The 15,103-nt window shown below is 61.6% G+C and carries 16 protein-coding genes; 8 read left to right on the forward strand and 8 right to left on the reverse strand.

Features of this window, described 5'->3' with window-relative positions:
- Positions 1 to 582, reverse strand: coding sequence for an arsenic resistance protein (locus tag C6366_RS09770; protein WP_107737547.1), 582 nt, complete (start codon positions 580 to 582; stop codon positions 1 to 3).
- A gap of 280 nt (positions 583 to 862) precedes the next feature.
- Between C6366_RS09770 and C6366_RS09775 the strand changes: the two genes are divergently transcribed.
- From C6366_RS09775 to fetB, 3 genes are all read left to right on the forward strand, one after another.
- Complete coding sequence (locus C6366_RS09775) at positions 863 to 1,204, forward strand: PadR family transcriptional regulator (RefSeq protein WP_107737549.1); 342 nt, start codon at positions 863 to 865, stop codon at positions 1,202 to 1,204.
- Positions 1,205 to 1,449: 245 nt separating this feature from the next.
- Positions 1,450 to 2,091, forward strand: coding sequence for an ATP-binding cassette domain-containing protein (locus C6366_RS09780; protein ID WP_107737466.1), 642 nt, complete (start codon positions 1,450 to 1,452; stop codon positions 2,089 to 2,091).
- Positions 2,088 to 2,864 carry an iron export ABC transporter permease subunit FetB gene (fetB, locus tag C6366_RS09785; protein ID WP_107737468.1) on the forward strand — a complete coding sequence of 259 codons (777 nt, stop codon included), beginning with the start codon at positions 2,088 to 2,090 and terminating at the stop codon, positions 2,862 to 2,864. Before C6366_RS09780 ends, fetB begins: the two co-directional genes overlap by 4 nt.
- Positions 2,865 to 3,105: 241 nt before the next feature.
- Here fetB and C6366_RS09790 read toward each other — a convergent pair whose 3' ends face one another.
- The 6 genes from C6366_RS09790 to C6366_RS09825 form a co-directional block, all read right to left on the reverse strand.
- The gene (locus tag C6366_RS09790; protein WP_107737470.1) at positions 3,106 to 3,888 is read right to left on the reverse strand and encodes a sterol desaturase family protein; all 783 of its coding nucleotides are present in this window, start codon (positions 3,886 to 3,888) and stop codon (positions 3,106 to 3,108) included.
- A gap of 78 nt (positions 3,889 to 3,966) precedes the next feature.
- Positions 3,967 to 4,281 (reverse strand): NEPxGxxU motif selenoprotein TsoC, encoded by a 315-nt coding sequence (gene tsoC / locus C6366_RS09795; RefSeq protein ID WP_368731482.1) that lies wholly within the window; start codon positions 4,279 to 4,281, stop codon positions 3,967 to 3,969.
- Position 4,282: 1 nt separating this feature from the next.
- Positions 4,283 to 4,516, reverse strand: a complete 234-nt coding sequence (tsoC, locus tag C6366_RS09800) for an NEPxGxxU motif selenoprotein TsoC (RefSeq protein ID WP_368731485.1) — start codon at positions 4,514 to 4,516, stop codon at positions 4,283 to 4,285.
- A gap of 59 nt (positions 4,517 to 4,575) precedes the next feature.
- Positions 4,576 to 6,330, reverse strand: a complete 1,755-nt coding sequence (tsoB, locus tag C6366_RS09805; protein WP_368731483.1) for a rhodanese/DsbD fusion-like selenoprotein TsoB — start codon at positions 6,328 to 6,330, stop codon at positions 4,576 to 4,578.
- A 28-nt stretch (positions 6,331 to 6,358) separates the two neighbouring features.
- Positions 6,359 to 6,820, reverse strand: a complete 462-nt coding sequence (tsoA, locus tag C6366_RS20695; protein WP_368731484.1) for an LULAXC motif (seleno)protein TsoA — start codon at positions 6,818 to 6,820, stop codon at positions 6,359 to 6,361.
- Positions 6,821 to 6,838: 18 nt separating this feature from the next.
- Positions 6,839 to 7,162 (reverse strand): ArsR/SmtB-type metalloregulator TsoR, encoded by a 324-nt coding sequence (locus C6366_RS09825; protein ID WP_107737481.1) that lies wholly within the window; start codon positions 7,160 to 7,162, stop codon positions 6,839 to 6,841.
- A 401-nt stretch (positions 7,163 to 7,563) separates the two neighbouring features.
- Here C6366_RS09825 and rplM point away from each other — a divergent pair, with 401 nt between their 5' ends.
- The 4 genes from rplM (at position 7,564) to C6366_RS09845 (ending at position 11,650) form a co-directional block, all read left to right on the forward strand.
- Entirely contained in the window at positions 7,564 to 7,992 is a 429-nt protein-coding gene (gene rplM, locus C6366_RS09830; RefSeq protein ID WP_107737483.1) for a 50S ribosomal protein L13, read from the forward strand.
- A 12-nt stretch (positions 7,993 to 8,004) separates the two neighbouring features.
- Positions 8,005 to 8,397 carry a 30S ribosomal protein S9 gene (rpsI, locus tag C6366_RS09835; protein ID WP_107737485.1) on the forward strand — a complete coding sequence of 131 codons (393 nt, stop codon included), beginning with the start codon at positions 8,005 to 8,007 and terminating at the stop codon, positions 8,395 to 8,397.
- Between the two features lie 95 nt (positions 8,398 to 8,492).
- Positions 8,493 to 9,512 carry a DUF58 domain-containing protein gene (locus C6366_RS09840; protein WP_107737487.1) on the forward strand — a complete coding sequence of 340 codons (1,020 nt, stop codon included), beginning with the start codon at positions 8,493 to 8,495 and terminating at the stop codon, positions 9,510 to 9,512.
- A complete protein-coding gene (locus tag C6366_RS09845) occupies positions 9,509 to 11,650 on the forward strand; it encodes a DUF3488 and DUF4129 domain-containing transglutaminase family protein (RefSeq protein ID WP_107737489.1) in 2,142 nt (713 codons plus the stop codon). The genes C6366_RS09840 and C6366_RS09845 overlap by 4 nt, the downstream gene beginning before the upstream one ends.
- 24 nt (positions 11,651 to 11,674) lie before the next feature.
- Here C6366_RS09845 and C6366_RS09850 read toward each other — a convergent pair whose 3' ends face one another.
- Complete coding sequence (locus tag C6366_RS09850; RefSeq protein ID WP_158269727.1) at positions 11,675 to 14,722, reverse strand: tetratricopeptide repeat protein; 3,048 nt, start codon at positions 14,720 to 14,722, stop codon at positions 11,675 to 11,677.
- Here C6366_RS09850 and C6366_RS19590 point away from each other — a divergent pair.
- Positions 14,721 to 14,984 (forward strand): hypothetical protein, encoded by a 264-nt coding sequence (locus tag C6366_RS19590; RefSeq protein WP_158269728.1) that lies wholly within the window; start codon positions 14,721 to 14,723, stop codon positions 14,982 to 14,984. The genes C6366_RS09850 and C6366_RS19590 overlap by 2 nt on opposite strands.
- Positions 14,985 to 15,103: the final 119 nt, after the last annotated feature.

Consider the following 15,103-nt stretch of genomic DNA (forward strand, 5'->3'; position numbering starts at 1 on the left):
TCATGTACTCCGCCACCGCCCGCGGGCCGCGATCCAGCGCTCGGACCCGGCGGCCGCGAGCAAGGGGACCAGAACGACCAGGAGGGCGGGCCAAACCTCGGAAAAGCCGAGCACGGCGGAAAGCTCGGTTCCCAGCGTCAACCACAAAAAGACGGGCATAAACAGCAACTGCGAAAGCAGATTCAGCGGGGTCACCGCTATGGCCCGGGCCGCGTTCCCGCCGCCCAACTGGCTGAACGTGATGAACCAGTCCGTGCAGGGCACGAAGAGAACCAACAGGACGCCCAGCCGCAAGGCCGGATCCGGAGGCAGCGCCTGCACCAGGATACAGACCAGGACGGGCAGGATGAGGAAGTTTCCGGTCAACGTTGCCGCGAGAAATCGGTGGTCCGTGAATGCATCGCGCAGGTGCAGCAACGGCACCTGGATGAAGGTCGCATAGAGCAGGACGATCAAGGTCGGCCAGAGCAGGGCTTCGAAGAGGCGACCCACGCCGGGCCACGCGCTTCCAACCAACAGACCCGCGATGATCGTCGACAGGTACAACCAGACCTGACGACGTTCGAGGGTTAATCGGTCCAATGTCATGCTCCGGTTGGTATTTTGAACACGAGTGTTCGTGACGTGGAGAGTCGATTTCCCGCCCTTCCGGCATGTTGCCGGATAGGCCGAAGAGTGATTTCGCAAGGCATTCGCAATACGTTTCATTTTGCTCCAACCGTATGTATCGGTCAACATACCCGAAAATAACGGCGGGAAGACGATTTACTCCGCTTGCCATCAGGGCAAGGAAAAGTTATATCGGATTTCGATATCGAAAAAAGGCGGGTTCATCATGCCACGAGAAAGCACCACGAAAATGCTGGAACACCACGACCTGCTCTCCGGCCTGGTCCGGCTGCACGTGCTCCACCACGCTTCGGAGCAGGAAATTTACGGACAGTGGATGATCGACGAGTTGGCCGAGCACGGGTATCGGCTGAGTCCGGGGACCCTGTATCCGATGCTGCACGCCATGGAGCGCAAGGGGTACCTGGTCTCCCGCACGGAAAAGGACGGGAAGGTGACGCGCAAGCACTACCGGGCCACGGCGAAAGGGCTGGAGGGGTTGGCCGTGGCTAAGGAACGGCTGCGGGAGCTTGTGGGCGAAACCATGCCGGGGCATGGGGAAGTTCGGAAACAAGGCGCTCCGGAAACCGGTTAGCAGTCCGTTGAAAAACTCCCAATTGCTGCGTCGCCGCAAAAAGTTCAAACTCTCACGTATGAATAAATACGCTTCGAGCTTGATTCGATTGCCAGGACGGCAAATCGAAAATGCGGCGAAGCTGCAGCCCGTAGGGGCCGGACACAGGACGTGTCCGGATAGCCTTTTTTGCTCCTTGCACTTGGAGTTTTTGAACGGACTGCCGGATAAGAACTTTTTCAACACCCAGGTAGGAAGGATCAACGGTGTTTGAATTCATCGACGTGCAATATGACAACATTCTGGACCTGCCGCGCCTGGTGCTCGGCACGGAACAGGTCACCTCCCTGGTGGGAGCCAGCGGCAGCGGCAAGACCACGGTGTTGCGCCTGCTGAACAAGATGATCTCGCCCACCCGCGGACGCATCCTGTTTCAGGGCGAGGACCTGAGCCAAAGGGACTCGGTCCGCCACCGTCGCGACGTGGTCATGCTTTCCCAGAGTCCGGCGATCTTCGAGGGCACGGTTGGGGACAATCTGCGGGCCGGCTCACGGTTTCAGGAAAAGGATCCGCCGGGCGACGAAGTTCTGAAGCGGTTGCTGGAGCAGGTCCGGCTGGCCAAGCCCCTGGACGAGGCGGCGGACAAGCTTTCCGGCGGGGAGCGCCAGCGGCTGGCCCTGGCCCGGGTGCTCCTGCTGGAGCCCCGGGTCTATCTGCTGGACGAACCCTCCTCGGCCCTGGACGAGGAAACCGAACAACTGATCTTCGACATGCTCACAGCCCATGTCCGGGCAGAGGGCAAGACCATCATCATGGTCACCCACTCCAGGGCCGTGGCCCGGAAGTACTCGGACACGATCATCGAGATGTCCGGAGGGAAAGTGCGTCGAGAGGAGGCGCGTTCATGAACGACGTTATTGATCTGACCATGCTCCAGGTCGGCCTGGCCTACATCTTCGTGCTCATTGTCCTGGCCATCGTCCGTTTCCGGGGCATCGGCCGCGAGAAGGAGATCGTGCTCTCCTCGCTGCGCATGACGCTGCAGCTCGTCCTGGTCGGGTACGTGCTGGTCTACGTGTTCGACAACCCGAGCCCGTATGTCACCGGCCTGATCATCGTGGTCATGGAAGCGTTCGCGATCCACACGGTATTCCGGAAATTCCGGGACAAGCTGACCACTCCCCTGCGCAAGGTCGTGGCCTTTTCCATGTGCTTCGGCACCCTGACCTGCATCGTCTATTTCCTGCTGGTGGTGGTGCGGGTCACGCCCTGGTACGAACCGCGGTACTTCGTGCCCATCGCCGGGATGATCATCGGCAATTCCATGACCGGCATCTCCCTGGGCGTGAAGTCGCTGCTGGAGGGCATGACCATTCGCAAACATCTGGTGGAGGAAGCCCTGATCCTCGGCGCCACGCCCAAGACCGCCACCCGGGGAATCATCAACGGCGCCTTTGACTCGGCGATCATGCCGACCATCAACTCCATGGTCGGCATGGGCATCGTCTTTCTGCCGGGGATGATGACCGGCCAGATTCTCTCCGGCACCGTCCCGACCACGGCCATTGCCTACCAGATCGCCATCATGCTCGGCATCCTCGGCGCCGTGGCCCTGACCATCATCACCATGCTTCAGTTGGGCTGTCGCACGTTTTTCAACAAAGAGGACCAGTTGCTGTGAAACGAACGCCGTCAGCTCAGGAACGTATTTCCGTTTTTTTGAATATCATGGAGTTCTGACGGGCTACGGCCCGTATGATTTCGCCCTGGCCCTGACGGGGTTCGTGCTGCTGGAAAAGTGGAAAGCACCGTCCTGGGCCGTGGAGATCATCTCCGCACTGGGCGGCTTGTTGATCAGCCTGGCAAGGGGAGCGGCATTGTAATGCAGTGCCACGGATGGACAGGCTGGAGTCGGCTGGCCCTCACGCAAACGGCATGAGCAGCAGCTTGCGGAGTTTTTGGAGGCTCGGGTCCCGGAAGATGTTCAGGCCGATGGGCATGTGTTCGTGGCCCTGGACGGGCTGGTCCTGGTAGGTGCGGAACAGGCGGTCCCACCAGGGGAAATTGAACCCGAAGTTCCTGTTCGCCTCCTTCATGTTCGTGGAGTGGTGGACCCGGTGCATGTCCGGCGTGACCACCAGCCGCCGCAGCCGGGCGTCCGCGGCCAGGGGCAGGCGGATGTTGGCGTGGTTGAACATGGAGACGCCGTTGAGCATGATTTCAAAGACGATCACCGCCAGGGCCGGCGGGCCCAGGACGAGCACGACCAGCAGCTTGAGGCCCATGGACAGGATGTACTCCAGGGGATGAAAACGGACCCCGGTGGTCAGGTCGAAGACCGTGTCCGCGTGGTGCACCCTGTGGATGCGCCACAGGGGTATCCAATAATGAAAGGCCCGGTGCTGGAAATAGATGACCAGGTCAAGCAGCAGCAGGCCCGCGATGAACTGCGCGGGATAGGGAAGGGGCACGCTGTTCAGCAGCCCCCAGCCCCGCTCCGTCGCCAACAGGGCCAGCCCCACGGGCAGGACCGGAAACAGGACGCGCAACAGCAGCAAGGAGCCCGCGACCAGGCCGAGGTTGCCCACCCAGCGGATCAGGCGCTGGGGAGGCGTTCGCCGACGAGGAAAGAGGTGCTCGGCGACCCCTAAGAGCAGCAAAGCGCCCGCGAAAAACGCCAAACGCCACCAGTGTTCGTGTTCCATGCGCTTGGATTACCAGAAAAACAGTTGAGTCGACAGCCAGTTTTGCAAGATGTCGTTGAACTCACGCCGGACCGCCGGTCAGGAAAAAAAACGGCCCAGGAAGCCTTTTTTCACCTTTTCCGGTTCCGGCAGGCCCAGGTGGCGGCAGATGCGGCATTCCAGCTCGTGTTCGTCCACGTCCTTGCCCTCGACCACAATTTCGTCGTTGACCATCACCGCCGGGGCCGCGGGCAGGTCCTGTTCATAATACTCGTCCGTATGGTACTCGTCCTTGGGCTTGGATATCGTCTCGATTTGCACGTCGTACTTCATGCCCAGCCTGGGCATGATTTTTTGAAAATGCTTTCACGGGCCGCCATTGGGCTCATTCAAAAAAAAGCGCACAAGTGCCATTTCAGTTGCCTCCTTGGGTTGATCCCTTCGCGTCCAGGCGCTCCCGCACCGCGGCGAGAATCCGGTCTTCCTCCAAAAAACCGCCGCTGATCAGCACCCGGTCGTCGATCATGATCCCGGGCGCCGTCGGCAGACCGAGGCTTCGATAGGCCTCGGCCTGAAACTCCTCGCGGGGTTTGGAGACGATCTCCGTTTCCACGCCGTTAAGCTCGCCCAACCTGGGCAGCACGGACAGATAGTGCTGTCAGGTTTTGCCCCGGGGTTCATTCAGAAATAAACGCACCTTGACCATGATCATTCCTCCCGTGAATCGGGGTTGAGCAGTTGATCCATGCGCCGGGCAAAGGCCTCGGGCTCCAGAAAGTCCACCAGCCGCAGGTCCGGGCGCTCCCGACCCCGGGCGTCGAGAAAGACGATGGTTGGCACCCCGCGGACCCGGTACTCGCGCAGCAGCCGCTCATGCAGCGGATTGCCGCCCCGGGTCACGTCGATCTTGATCATGACCATGTTCCGGGCGCGTTCCACCACTTCCGGATGGTGGAATGTCACGGCTTCCAGCTCCCGACACGGCGCGCACCAGGTGGCGTAGAAGTCGATGATGACCGGCTTGTCCTGTTCCCGGGCCTGTTCCAGCAGTCTTTCGGAATAGGGCTGCCACTCCACCCCGGTGCCGCGCATTGCCCAGGATCCCACCAGGAGCACGGCCAGGAGCAGCCCGGCCACGCCCACGCCGTTCTTGATCCAGGGGAAAGCCCGAAAGGTTGCCGTGGAGCGATCCACCCAGGCCAGATGCACGGCCGCGGCCAGGGCCACTCCGGCCATCAAAAACAGGCCCCAGGGCTCGCCCAGCACCGGGCGGACGAAATAGGCGGCCATGCCCACCAGAACCCAGCCCATCAGCTTGCGCACCCAGATCATCCATTCCCCGGAGCGGGGCAGGCGCTGGAGATTGCCGGAAAACACGGCCAGCACGAACAGCGGGATGCCCAGCCCCAGACTGAGGGTGAAAAAGACCACAAAGCCGATCCAGGGGCTGCCCATGGTCGCCACCCAGGTCAGCAGGCCCAGGACGAACGGGCCGATGCACGGCGCGGCCACCACGCCCAAAGTCAGGCCCATGAACAGGGTGCCCACATACCCGGCCCGGGACTTGGACGCGGCCCGGGTCAGGGCCGCGGGCATGCGCAGCTCCCAGAAGCCGAACAGGCTCATGGCAAAGGCCACCAAAACCAGGGCGATGACCCCAAGGACCAGAGGGTTCTGGAGCAGCCCGCCCATCAAGCCCCCGGTCATGGCCGCCACCGTGCCCAGGATGGAGTTGGTCAGGGCCAGTCCGCCGATGTACAGCAGCCCGTGGGCGATCAGCCCGGCCTTGCCCTGCTCGTCCCGCCCGGCGAAATAGGACACGGTAATGGGGATCAGCGGATAGACGCAGGGCGTCAAATTCAGGGCCATGCCGCCGAAAAAGATGCCCAGCAGGGTCCAGACCATGGCCCATCCGGACAAGGGGCCCGGCGCTTCCGGAGCAAACGGGGCCTCGGCGTGGCCGTCGTCGAATTCAGTCAGTGAGGCGGCGGTGGGGTAGCCTTTCTCCTCCCACTCCTGGAAACCCAACGGATCGCGATAAACATTCACATACTCCAAGGAAACGGCCACCCGGGCCGCCGAGTCGCTGCGGACTCATGCCAGACCGTCTCAGTAAAAGACGACGGTCCGCTCCTTGTCCTCGCCCAGGACGGCCCGCAGATCGTCCTTCTTGCTCCATCTGGCCCACCAGGTGGGTTCCATGGGAAAGACCACGGCCCCTTCCATGTGCCCGGGAGCGAACTCCCATTCCTGGCGGGTGTCCACCAGGAGCAGGTCCGGGTCCGTCTGGTACAGCTCCCAGAGCTCGTCCGTGGTGACCACGCCGTATCCGCCGCGCTCGGCCTGGGCCAGGACGTCGTCCCAACTCGCCTCTTGCGGCGTCACGGCCCGGCTGGTCAGCCACAGGGCGCTTCCAACCGCGATCACGAAAACAAGCAGTCCCAGTACGATGCGTTTCGGCATGACGACCTCCCAGGGTTTGGAGTGCGGCTCAATCAATCCGGCGCTCGTGCCGCAGCTTGGCCAGGAGAAAATTCGCCCCGGAGCGGGAAAGCCCAACGGCTTCGGCCACCTGATCCGCTTCCAGTGTGCCCGAGCGGGCCATGTGCAGCACTTCCTCCTCCAACTCTTCCAGCCAGTTCTCGAACAGCACCAGGATTTCCGGATGGGCGATGGCCATCAGCTGCCGGGAGCGGGCCACCTTGTCCACGAGGCTTTGACACATTTTTGTTGGATCGACACCTTCGTCCATGCACTCGGCCAGTCAGAGATGGACCATGCTGCTGACCTTGTCTTCCCCCTGTTCCGTGCCTTGCCCCCCGGTCATGCCGACGATGATCGCCAGACGCTGCTCGTCGGAAAGCAAGGGAAAAACGTCCGCGGCCACATCGGCCACGATCCGGGCCGCCTCCTCCGGAGGCATGTCGCGCAGGGCGTTCCGAAATTCGTTCATTGTCGTCGGTCTCCGTGGTCAAAAGGATTTCTTCTCGGCAAGCAGGGCCTGGGCCAACGCGCTCAAGGCGCATAGGATGGACAGGATTTCCTCGGATGTCAGGGTGTAGAAGATGAACGGCCCGCGCCGCTCCACCCGGACCAGCAAGGCCCGCTTGAGTTCCTTCAGGTGATGCGAAACCAAAGGCTGGGAAAGGTCCAGGGCCTCGGCGATCTGGTTCACGGACCGCTCGCCCCGGCCCAGGCAACACAAAATCCGCAGCCGGTTGGCGTCGGACAGGGCCTTGGCCAGAAAGGCCGCGTCAGCGAGTTTTTCCTGGGGGATACAGGCAGGATCGGTCATGAGCGCCCTCACAGCGAATAAACACATAAACGGACATTAATATATTAAGCGGCGGCGTGTTCGTCAAGGAAGACCGTGGAGAACATTGGCCCACGACCTCAACTCGGCATTGGAATCGGGATCGAAATCGAAGATGGCTCAAAGCCTTTTGATAACTATCGGACGGCAAAAGTTCAAATTCAGACCGCACAGAGTAGAGTTGCCACATGGCATCCGACGTATCGCGACTAGCAGCGAGCTGACAACTTCCTCTTGAAATGTGAAGGCTGTCGCCCGGGCTTGGTTAGGGGGCTTGATGGGGGGTGATCTTATTTTTTTGGGAATCGGCTCACGGCTTGACAGACTTCGCCCTCTCCGCTTATAGGCTTCCTCTTTCAGTTCTGAACGAGGAGACGGAGCGCATGAAGACATATTCCCCGACGGCGGCGGAGCTGAACCGCGAATGGTACGTGGTCGACGCCGAAGACAAGATTCTGGGCCGCTTGGCAAGCACCATCGCCATGCGCCTGCGTGGAAAACATAAGCCCGAGTTCGTCCCGCACATGGACAACGGCGATTTTATCGTCGTGGTCAATGCCGAGAAGGTCAAGGTTACGGGCGCCAAGCTGGATCAGAAGATGTACAATCGGCATTCCGGCTACATGGGCGGCCTGAAGCAGACCAATCTGCGGACCATGCTTCAGAAAAAGCCCGAGCATGTCCTGCAGCACGCGGTCAAGGGCATGCTGCCCAAAAATCGCCTGGGACGCGCGTTGCTGAAGAAGCTGAAGGTATACCCCGGCACCGAGCATCCCCATGCGGCACAACAGCCGAAAAAAATGGATTTTTAAGAGAGGTCGAGCATGAGCAGTGAATTCTTCTACGGAACCGGACGCCGGAAATCCGCCGTGGCCAGGACCCGCATCTACCCTGGAAGCGGCCAGATTCTGGTAAACAATCGACCCTTTGACGAATATTTTCCCCGGGCCACTCTGCGGATGATCGTGCGCCAGCCCTTGAACCTGACCAAAACCCTGGGCAAGTTCGACATCAAGGCCACCGTGGACGGCGGCGGCGTAGCCGGACAGGCCGAGGCCCTGCGCCACGGCATTTCCCGTGCACTGCTGGCCTTTGACGTGGAACTGCGGGCAACTCTGAAACGCGCCGGCCTGCTGACCCGGGACGCCCGGATCAAGGAACGTAAAAAGTACGGCCTGCGTTCCGCCCGCGCCCGGTTCCAATACTCCAAGCGGTAATCTCCGCCCCTTTCGACATTTTTCCAGGCGGATCTCTCCAGAGAGGTCCGCCTTTTTATTTTTGAGCCGCTTTTCTATCGTTCGATTTCACGACCATGCCGTTTTCCACGATCTGGAGCCGCCTGCGATCTCGCATCGCCAGCCGAGCCACCCGACTTGACGGAAAAAACCGCCTACCCGTGCGGCTGGGAAGCAATCGCATCTACATTCTGCCCACCAAAGCCGGAGTCGCCTTCTTCATCTTACTGGTAGTCCTGCTGCTGATCTCCATCAACTACAACAACCCGCCCGGCTACCTCCTGACCTTCCTGCTGGCCGGCATCGCCCTGGTCGGCATTTTTCACACCCATCGCGGCCTCTCCGGGCTGCTGATCGCGCCTGGATCTGCGTTACCGATCTTCGCGGGCAGCCGGGCGGAATTCCCGGTCATGGTCGCCAATCCCAGCCGGTGGCCGCGTCACGGCATCCAGGTCGGCTGGGCCCGTGTCGAAACCGGACCTTTGAAAGACGTTCCCGCCGCCGAGGAGCAGACCTTTCTTCCGTCCTTGCCAGCGGCCAACCGAGGGGAACTGCGGCCAAAGCGGGTCGTTATCGCCACGGTTTTCCCCCTGGGCCTGTTCCGGGCCTGGTCCTGGGTCGCCCTGCCCTTGCGCTGCATGGTATACCCGGCCCCAGCCCCGAGGGCTTCCCTCCTGGATCAACACAACGCTGCTCCGGACCAAGGCGGGGAACGGCCGCGTGCGGGAAATCCCCTGGAAGGCGAGGAGTATCATGGCTTGCGAGCCTACCAGCCAGGCGACCCCTTGCGAAGGATCGCCTGGAAGGCCGTAGCCAGGGGGTCGGAGCTGGTGTCCAAAGAATTCGGCGGCGCCGCGAACCTGGAGGAAATCGTGTTGGACTGGGACAGGCTGCCCGATGAGGAGATCGAGGCCAAGCTGTCCCGGCTCTGTCGTCTGGTGCTGGACGCGGAGGTCTCCGGACGCTCCTACAGCCTTCGGATTCCCGGCAAACGCATTCCAACGGGCAACGGACCTCGCCAGATGCACGCCTGTTTGACGGCCCTGGCGCTTTTCTCCATGCTTGATGCGCAGACACTTGACGAGGCGCCGCGATGATGCTCCGTGCCTTGCGAACCCTCCTGCGTGATCCCCACGGCTCCTGGCTCTGGATTCTCGGTCCGGCCCTCCTGGCCTCGCTGCCGCACTTCGCCAGGTATCCAGCGTGGATAGGGCTGACCTGCATTGGGTTATGGACCCTGTGGCTCTCCACCTTGCGGCACCCAAAATTGAAGCCGCCCAGAATGATTCGGTTCGCCTTGACCCTGGGCTGCGTGGGCGGCGTCTTCCTCAGTTTCGGCTATTTGCTGGGACCGGAACCCGGCACGGCCCTGCTCCTGCTCCTGCTGGCCCTGAAGCCCCTCGAAGCCAAGGGACGCCGGGATCAGATTCAAATTCTGTTCATGACCTACCTGCTGGTGCTGCTCCAGTTTCTGCACAGCCAAAGCCTGCTGGTGGCGGGATACATGATTCTGGTCGTTCTAATCGCCACGGCGGCCCTGGTTGGCGTATCCCACCCAGCCAGCCAGACAAATCCGCGGTTTCGGCTGCGCCAGGCTGGGATCCTGCTGCTCCAGGCCCTGCCGGTAATGTTGATCCTGTTCGTGCTCTTTCCCCGGCTGCCCGGCTCCCTTTGGGGCCTGTTCCAGACCCCGAGAACCGGTCTGACCGGGCTGAGCGACACCATGAACCCCGGAGACATCAGCGAACTGCTGCAATCATCGGAAGTGGTCTTCCGGGTCGCCTTCGTCGACCAGCCGCCGACGGTGAGCCGAATGTACTGGCGGGCACTGGTGCTCTGGGAAACGGACGGTCGGGCCTGGCGGGTCGGCGAACCCGACCGGGCATCCGATCATAAGTATGAGCGAGACTTCGATTCATGGCGGGTCCGGGCTCTAGGCGAACCCGTGGAATACGTCCTGACCATGGAGGCCCATGATCAACGCTGGCTTCCGGTCCTGGAAATGCCGCTGACGAAAGGCTGGGGTGGGCAATTGAGTTCATCGGCGGAGGCATCGTCGGAGATGATCCACGAAACGCTGCCGGACACGGAAACGGAGACACCTGGGGTCACGGCTGAAGAACTCGAACCTGCTCCGGACTTTCGGATTGAGATTCGCGAAGAGCTGCGTCGTCGCGCCCGGTTTCAGCTCCAGGCCGCATTGGAGTTCGAAACCAACGCCCCGACGCGGCTGGAGCGCCGTCGCGCCCTGGCGTTGCCGCCCTCCGGCAACGAGCGGGCCAGGGAACTGGCCCGGAAGTGGGTCGAGACTTCAACGGAAGAGCGGGCTGTAGTGGACCAGGCTTTGTTTTTTTTCCGCGACGAGGCCTTTGGCTACACCCTGCGTCCGCCCTTGCTGGGCAAGGAGGCCGTGGACGATTTTCTGTTCCGGACCCGGAGCGGGTATTGTGAGCATTATGCGTCGGCCTTCACCTTCCTGATGCGCGCGGCCGGCATTCCGGCCCGGGTGGTCGTCGGCTATCAGGGCGGAGACCGCAACCCCTTGGGGGATTACTTCGTGATCCGCCAGTACAACGCCCATGCCTGGAGCGAGGTTTGGCTGGAGGAAACCGGCTGGACCCGTGTGGATCCGACCACGGTGCTCGCACCGGAACGAATCGACGTGGGCGCCGGGGCCCTGGTGCCGAATATCGACATGCCCAGGATGCTTTCCAGCCGGGAAGTGGGGTGGGTGATCAACGCCTGGCGTGGCCTGACCCAGGGATGGGACGCGGCCAATACGCTTTGGAACCAATGGGTCCTGGATTTCGACTTTGAACGGCAGCGCCGTTTTCTGGAGCGTTTCGGCCTAGCCGGAACGACCCGCCTGGAACGCTTCGGCCACCTGGCCCTGGCTCTGAGCCTGAGCTTCGTCGCCGCGGCCCTGATCTATGGCGTGATTCTGCTCCGGTCCCGTCCGCCCGAGGACGCCCTGGACAAGATCTATTCCAGGTTCTGCCGCCGTCTGGCCAAAATCGGCATCCCCCGCTTGCCCCAGGAAGGCCCACGGGATTTCGCCCTCCGTGCCACCGGAGTGCGCCCGGATCTGGCAGAGCCGATCACTGCCATCAGCGAGGGCTATATCCAGTTACGCTATGGGGAGTCTCCGTCGTCCGGCCGGGACGCAGGCTCTCTCAAGGCCCAACAGGACGAATTGATTCGGATGGTTCGGGCATTTCGCCCCAAACGGGCCTGACGGGTGTCGCTGGAAAAGCGAATCCTAAAAAAACCGACCAGCGCTGTCTTCCAGGGTCCGTCCCTGAAGGGCCGAGGCGGCCAGGCGGCCGTAAAGGCCCTGGGGGTCTTCGGCCTTCAAGTTTTCCAGAACGGCCTTCCATTCGGCGTGGTTCTGGGCACGCTGGTAGAGTTGAGCCAAGCGATAGCGACTCATGCTCCAGTCCGGGTCGGAGCGATCGATGAGCTGATCCAATTCCAAGGCCCAGGCCAGGGCTTCCTGAAGCCGGCCGGTGCGCCCCGTGACCTGGGTCAGCCAGGTTACGGCATCTCTGATCTTGCCCGGGTCCTCCCGGTCCAGCAGCAGCAGGCTCAGGGCCTCCTGGGCGTAGAGGTAGACGCGCTCGAAGTCTTCCTCCTGCATGGCCGTGCGGGCCAAGAAGTACAGAGAGTAGCCGCGTTGGGCGTCGCTCAGGCCGAGGTCCTCGGCCAGTCCCCGCCAAAGCGGCCGGGCTTCCTCGGAACGGCCCAGATTTTCCATGGCCAGAGCCACGGAATAGGTCAGTTCCCGCCGCTGCGCCTCGGGCAGTTCCTCCCGAAATGGAGCCAGGTCCACGATCCGCGCCCACTCCTGCTGCTCCAGAAAAATCCCCAAAATCAACTCCAGAGCCGCTATTTGCAGTTCCTTCGGCGTGTCCTCCCGGAGGTAGGGCCGGGCCAAGGCAATGGCCTGTTCCATCTCGCCAGCGGTCCAGTAGGCCATGGCCAGGCCAAGTTGGGTGCTCGGGGACAGATCGTCCAGCAGATCGTGCAAAAAGACGTTCTCGCGCCACTGCTCCAAAATCTCAGGATATCGTCCGTCCGCGGCGTTGCGTTCCACCAACTGCGTGAAGGCCTCGACACCCACTTCAAGAGCCTTGGGGACCAGGGAGTGGTTGGGTTGGTTCTCCAAAAACTCACTGACGACCATCAAGCTGTCTTCGAGTCGATTATTCCATATCTGCCAGATGGCCAGCTTGATCGTGGCCACCGCGGCCAGAGGGCTGTCCGGGTGTTTGGAAATAATTTCAGAATAAACCTCCGCGGCCCTGCGAATGGCGAAGATGTCGTCCAGACTGGGTTCGTCATGGATTCCACCCTCCACCAACCGCATCTTGGCGATCAGCCCGCCCTCCTCGTCCGGAAACAACTTCGCGGCCCTTTCAAAGACTCGTTTGGCCGGATCCGGCTGGCCGGAAAGCAGATAAATGTCCCCGATTCGGGCCAACAGCATATCAGCATCCGGCGTATCCGGAATCAGGTTGTAGTAGGTCAGCAAACGCTGCTTCGCGGATTCCAGGGCGTTGACGCGCAAGGCGATGATTCCGGCCAACTCCAGCAACTCGGGTTCATCGATGTAATACCTGGGCCAACGCTTCTCCATAAAGTCCATGACCTGGAACGCCTGTTCGTCATAGCCCAGAGCGTTCAAGGCCTTGGACAACCCTACCGAGGACTGCTGGGCGATGGAGTGCTCCGGGTGATTCTGGACCACGATTTGAAAATAGTCCGCGGCTTGGTCGTAGTCCCCCCGTTCCAGAAAAAACTGCCCGAGATAGTACTCCGTGGTGGGCACCACGGGGTCATGGGGATAATCGCGCTTCAGCACGTTGAAATAGGCCTTGGCTTCCGGCAGGTTGTTCACCCGCAAATGGAGTACACCCAGATTGCGCAAGGCCAGCGGGGTTCTGCGGGATTTCGGATTGAAATTCATGGCCCGCTCATAGGCATGGGCAATGGGGCCAAAATTGTCAGCCAGCTCATCCTGGTGCAGCCCGAACAAGGCGTCGCCGATGTTGTACAACACCTCCTCCCGCGCCGTGTCCGACAAGTCCGGAATGTTGGAAAGAACCCGCAGGGCATCGATGGCCACATCAAACTCCGAGTTCATCATCGCCGCTCGGGCCGCTGCCAATAACCTCTGATGCTGTTTGTCCGGATCTTCGGCCCGCTCCGGAATGGAAGGACTGGAGAAGGGCGTCGGCTCCGGAACCGCCTCCACACCGGAAGCAGGCTCGGCGTCTTCCTCGTGCTCCGTCTCGGCTTCTGCCACGGGCTGACGAACGATGGGTTGACGCATCAATGGTTCAGGCGGCCGAGCGACATCGGGCGGAACAGTCACTGGTTCCGCTGGTGGTTCGCTCGGCGATTCGGCCTGCCGCTCAACGGACCGTTCAGCGACCGGAGCCACGGGGACGGATTGTTCCGGGCCGACGCGGGAAATCGGCGAGCGAATCGCGCCCGGGGCCTGGGCTTGGATACGCGATGGAGCAGTATCCGGGTCGGGCGAATCAACCTGTGCGGGAGCGACGGAGCGAATCGGTGCACGGATTTGGGGCGTTTCTTCCGAATCCGCCGGAATCAGAGCGGCCATGGAGATCGGGGCGACGGCTTCATCACCCGGACGCTCCTGCAATGGTCGGCGGACCTCCTCCGTCACGCCTTCGGGGGATGGCTCCACCCTCGGGACGATCCGTTGGTCGGGCGTCCCGCTCGGTTCAGTGGCAGTCCGTGTTTGGGAAGGAGGTGACGGAGCAACTGCGGAAGGTTCCGGAGGGCTTGTCGTCGGGACCTCTGAAGGTTCGGGAACACGTTCGGAAGATGGTCCCGGCCGAGCCTGAAGCGTTGGAGGTGCTGAGGGGGATGCTTGGCGCGGGGCGGTTTCCCGCCAGCGATTGCCCAAAGAGTCTGGGAAAAAATCCACCAGCAGCAGCCCGGTGGAGGGATTGAATTGCGAGACAAAACCGAAGGCCTCGGTGCTTGTGCGGACCAAGAGGCCGGTGGGCTCCCGGAGAAAAGCCGTCAGCAGCCGCGCCCCGGCGGGAGAGGGAAGGTCAAGATCAGCCAGCTCGCTTTGGCTCACGCCGGGCAGGTCCAGGCGGACGACCTGGCCTTCGACCCGACGCACCAAAGGAACGGTCGAAGTCGTCGATATGTCCACCGGCAACCGCAATTCCACCTGCTCCCGCTGTGGATACTGTCGCAGACTCATCTCCAGGGCCAAGGCGGGTCCGCCCCCGAAAACCAGGACAAATGCCGCCGGAACCCCGAACATGATCCAGAACGCAATGGACAAACTCCAGACTGATTCCGCCGATACGGCCCAACGGAGTCGCCCGAGTCGCGGACATCGCCGTGAAACGGCTGCAAGGGGCTGGCAGGAAAATACGGGCATGGTGTTCAAGTCCGCCAAAGGGGAGGTTGCGCGACGAAGGGGTGCATGGTGGCACGGCTCAATGCAATGCTTAGCAAAAAGCATGCTGAACCATGAAGAGAAGGAAGAAAGTAACTTCTCAAAAAGGCCGGGCATTGCCTGAAAGCCCCATTGATTCTGGATTCCCGCCTGCGCGGGAATGACTTGAGATGGCACGTTCTCTCAAGCTTGTCATGCCCGCGAAGCCTGTCCTCGTACAGACGGGGAGCGGGCATTCAGGCC

It is taken from the genome of Desulfonatronum sp. SC1, assembly GCF_003046795.1.
Taxonomy (GTDB): domain Bacteria; phylum Desulfobacterota; class Desulfovibrionia; order Desulfovibrionales; family Desulfonatronaceae; genus Desulfonatronum.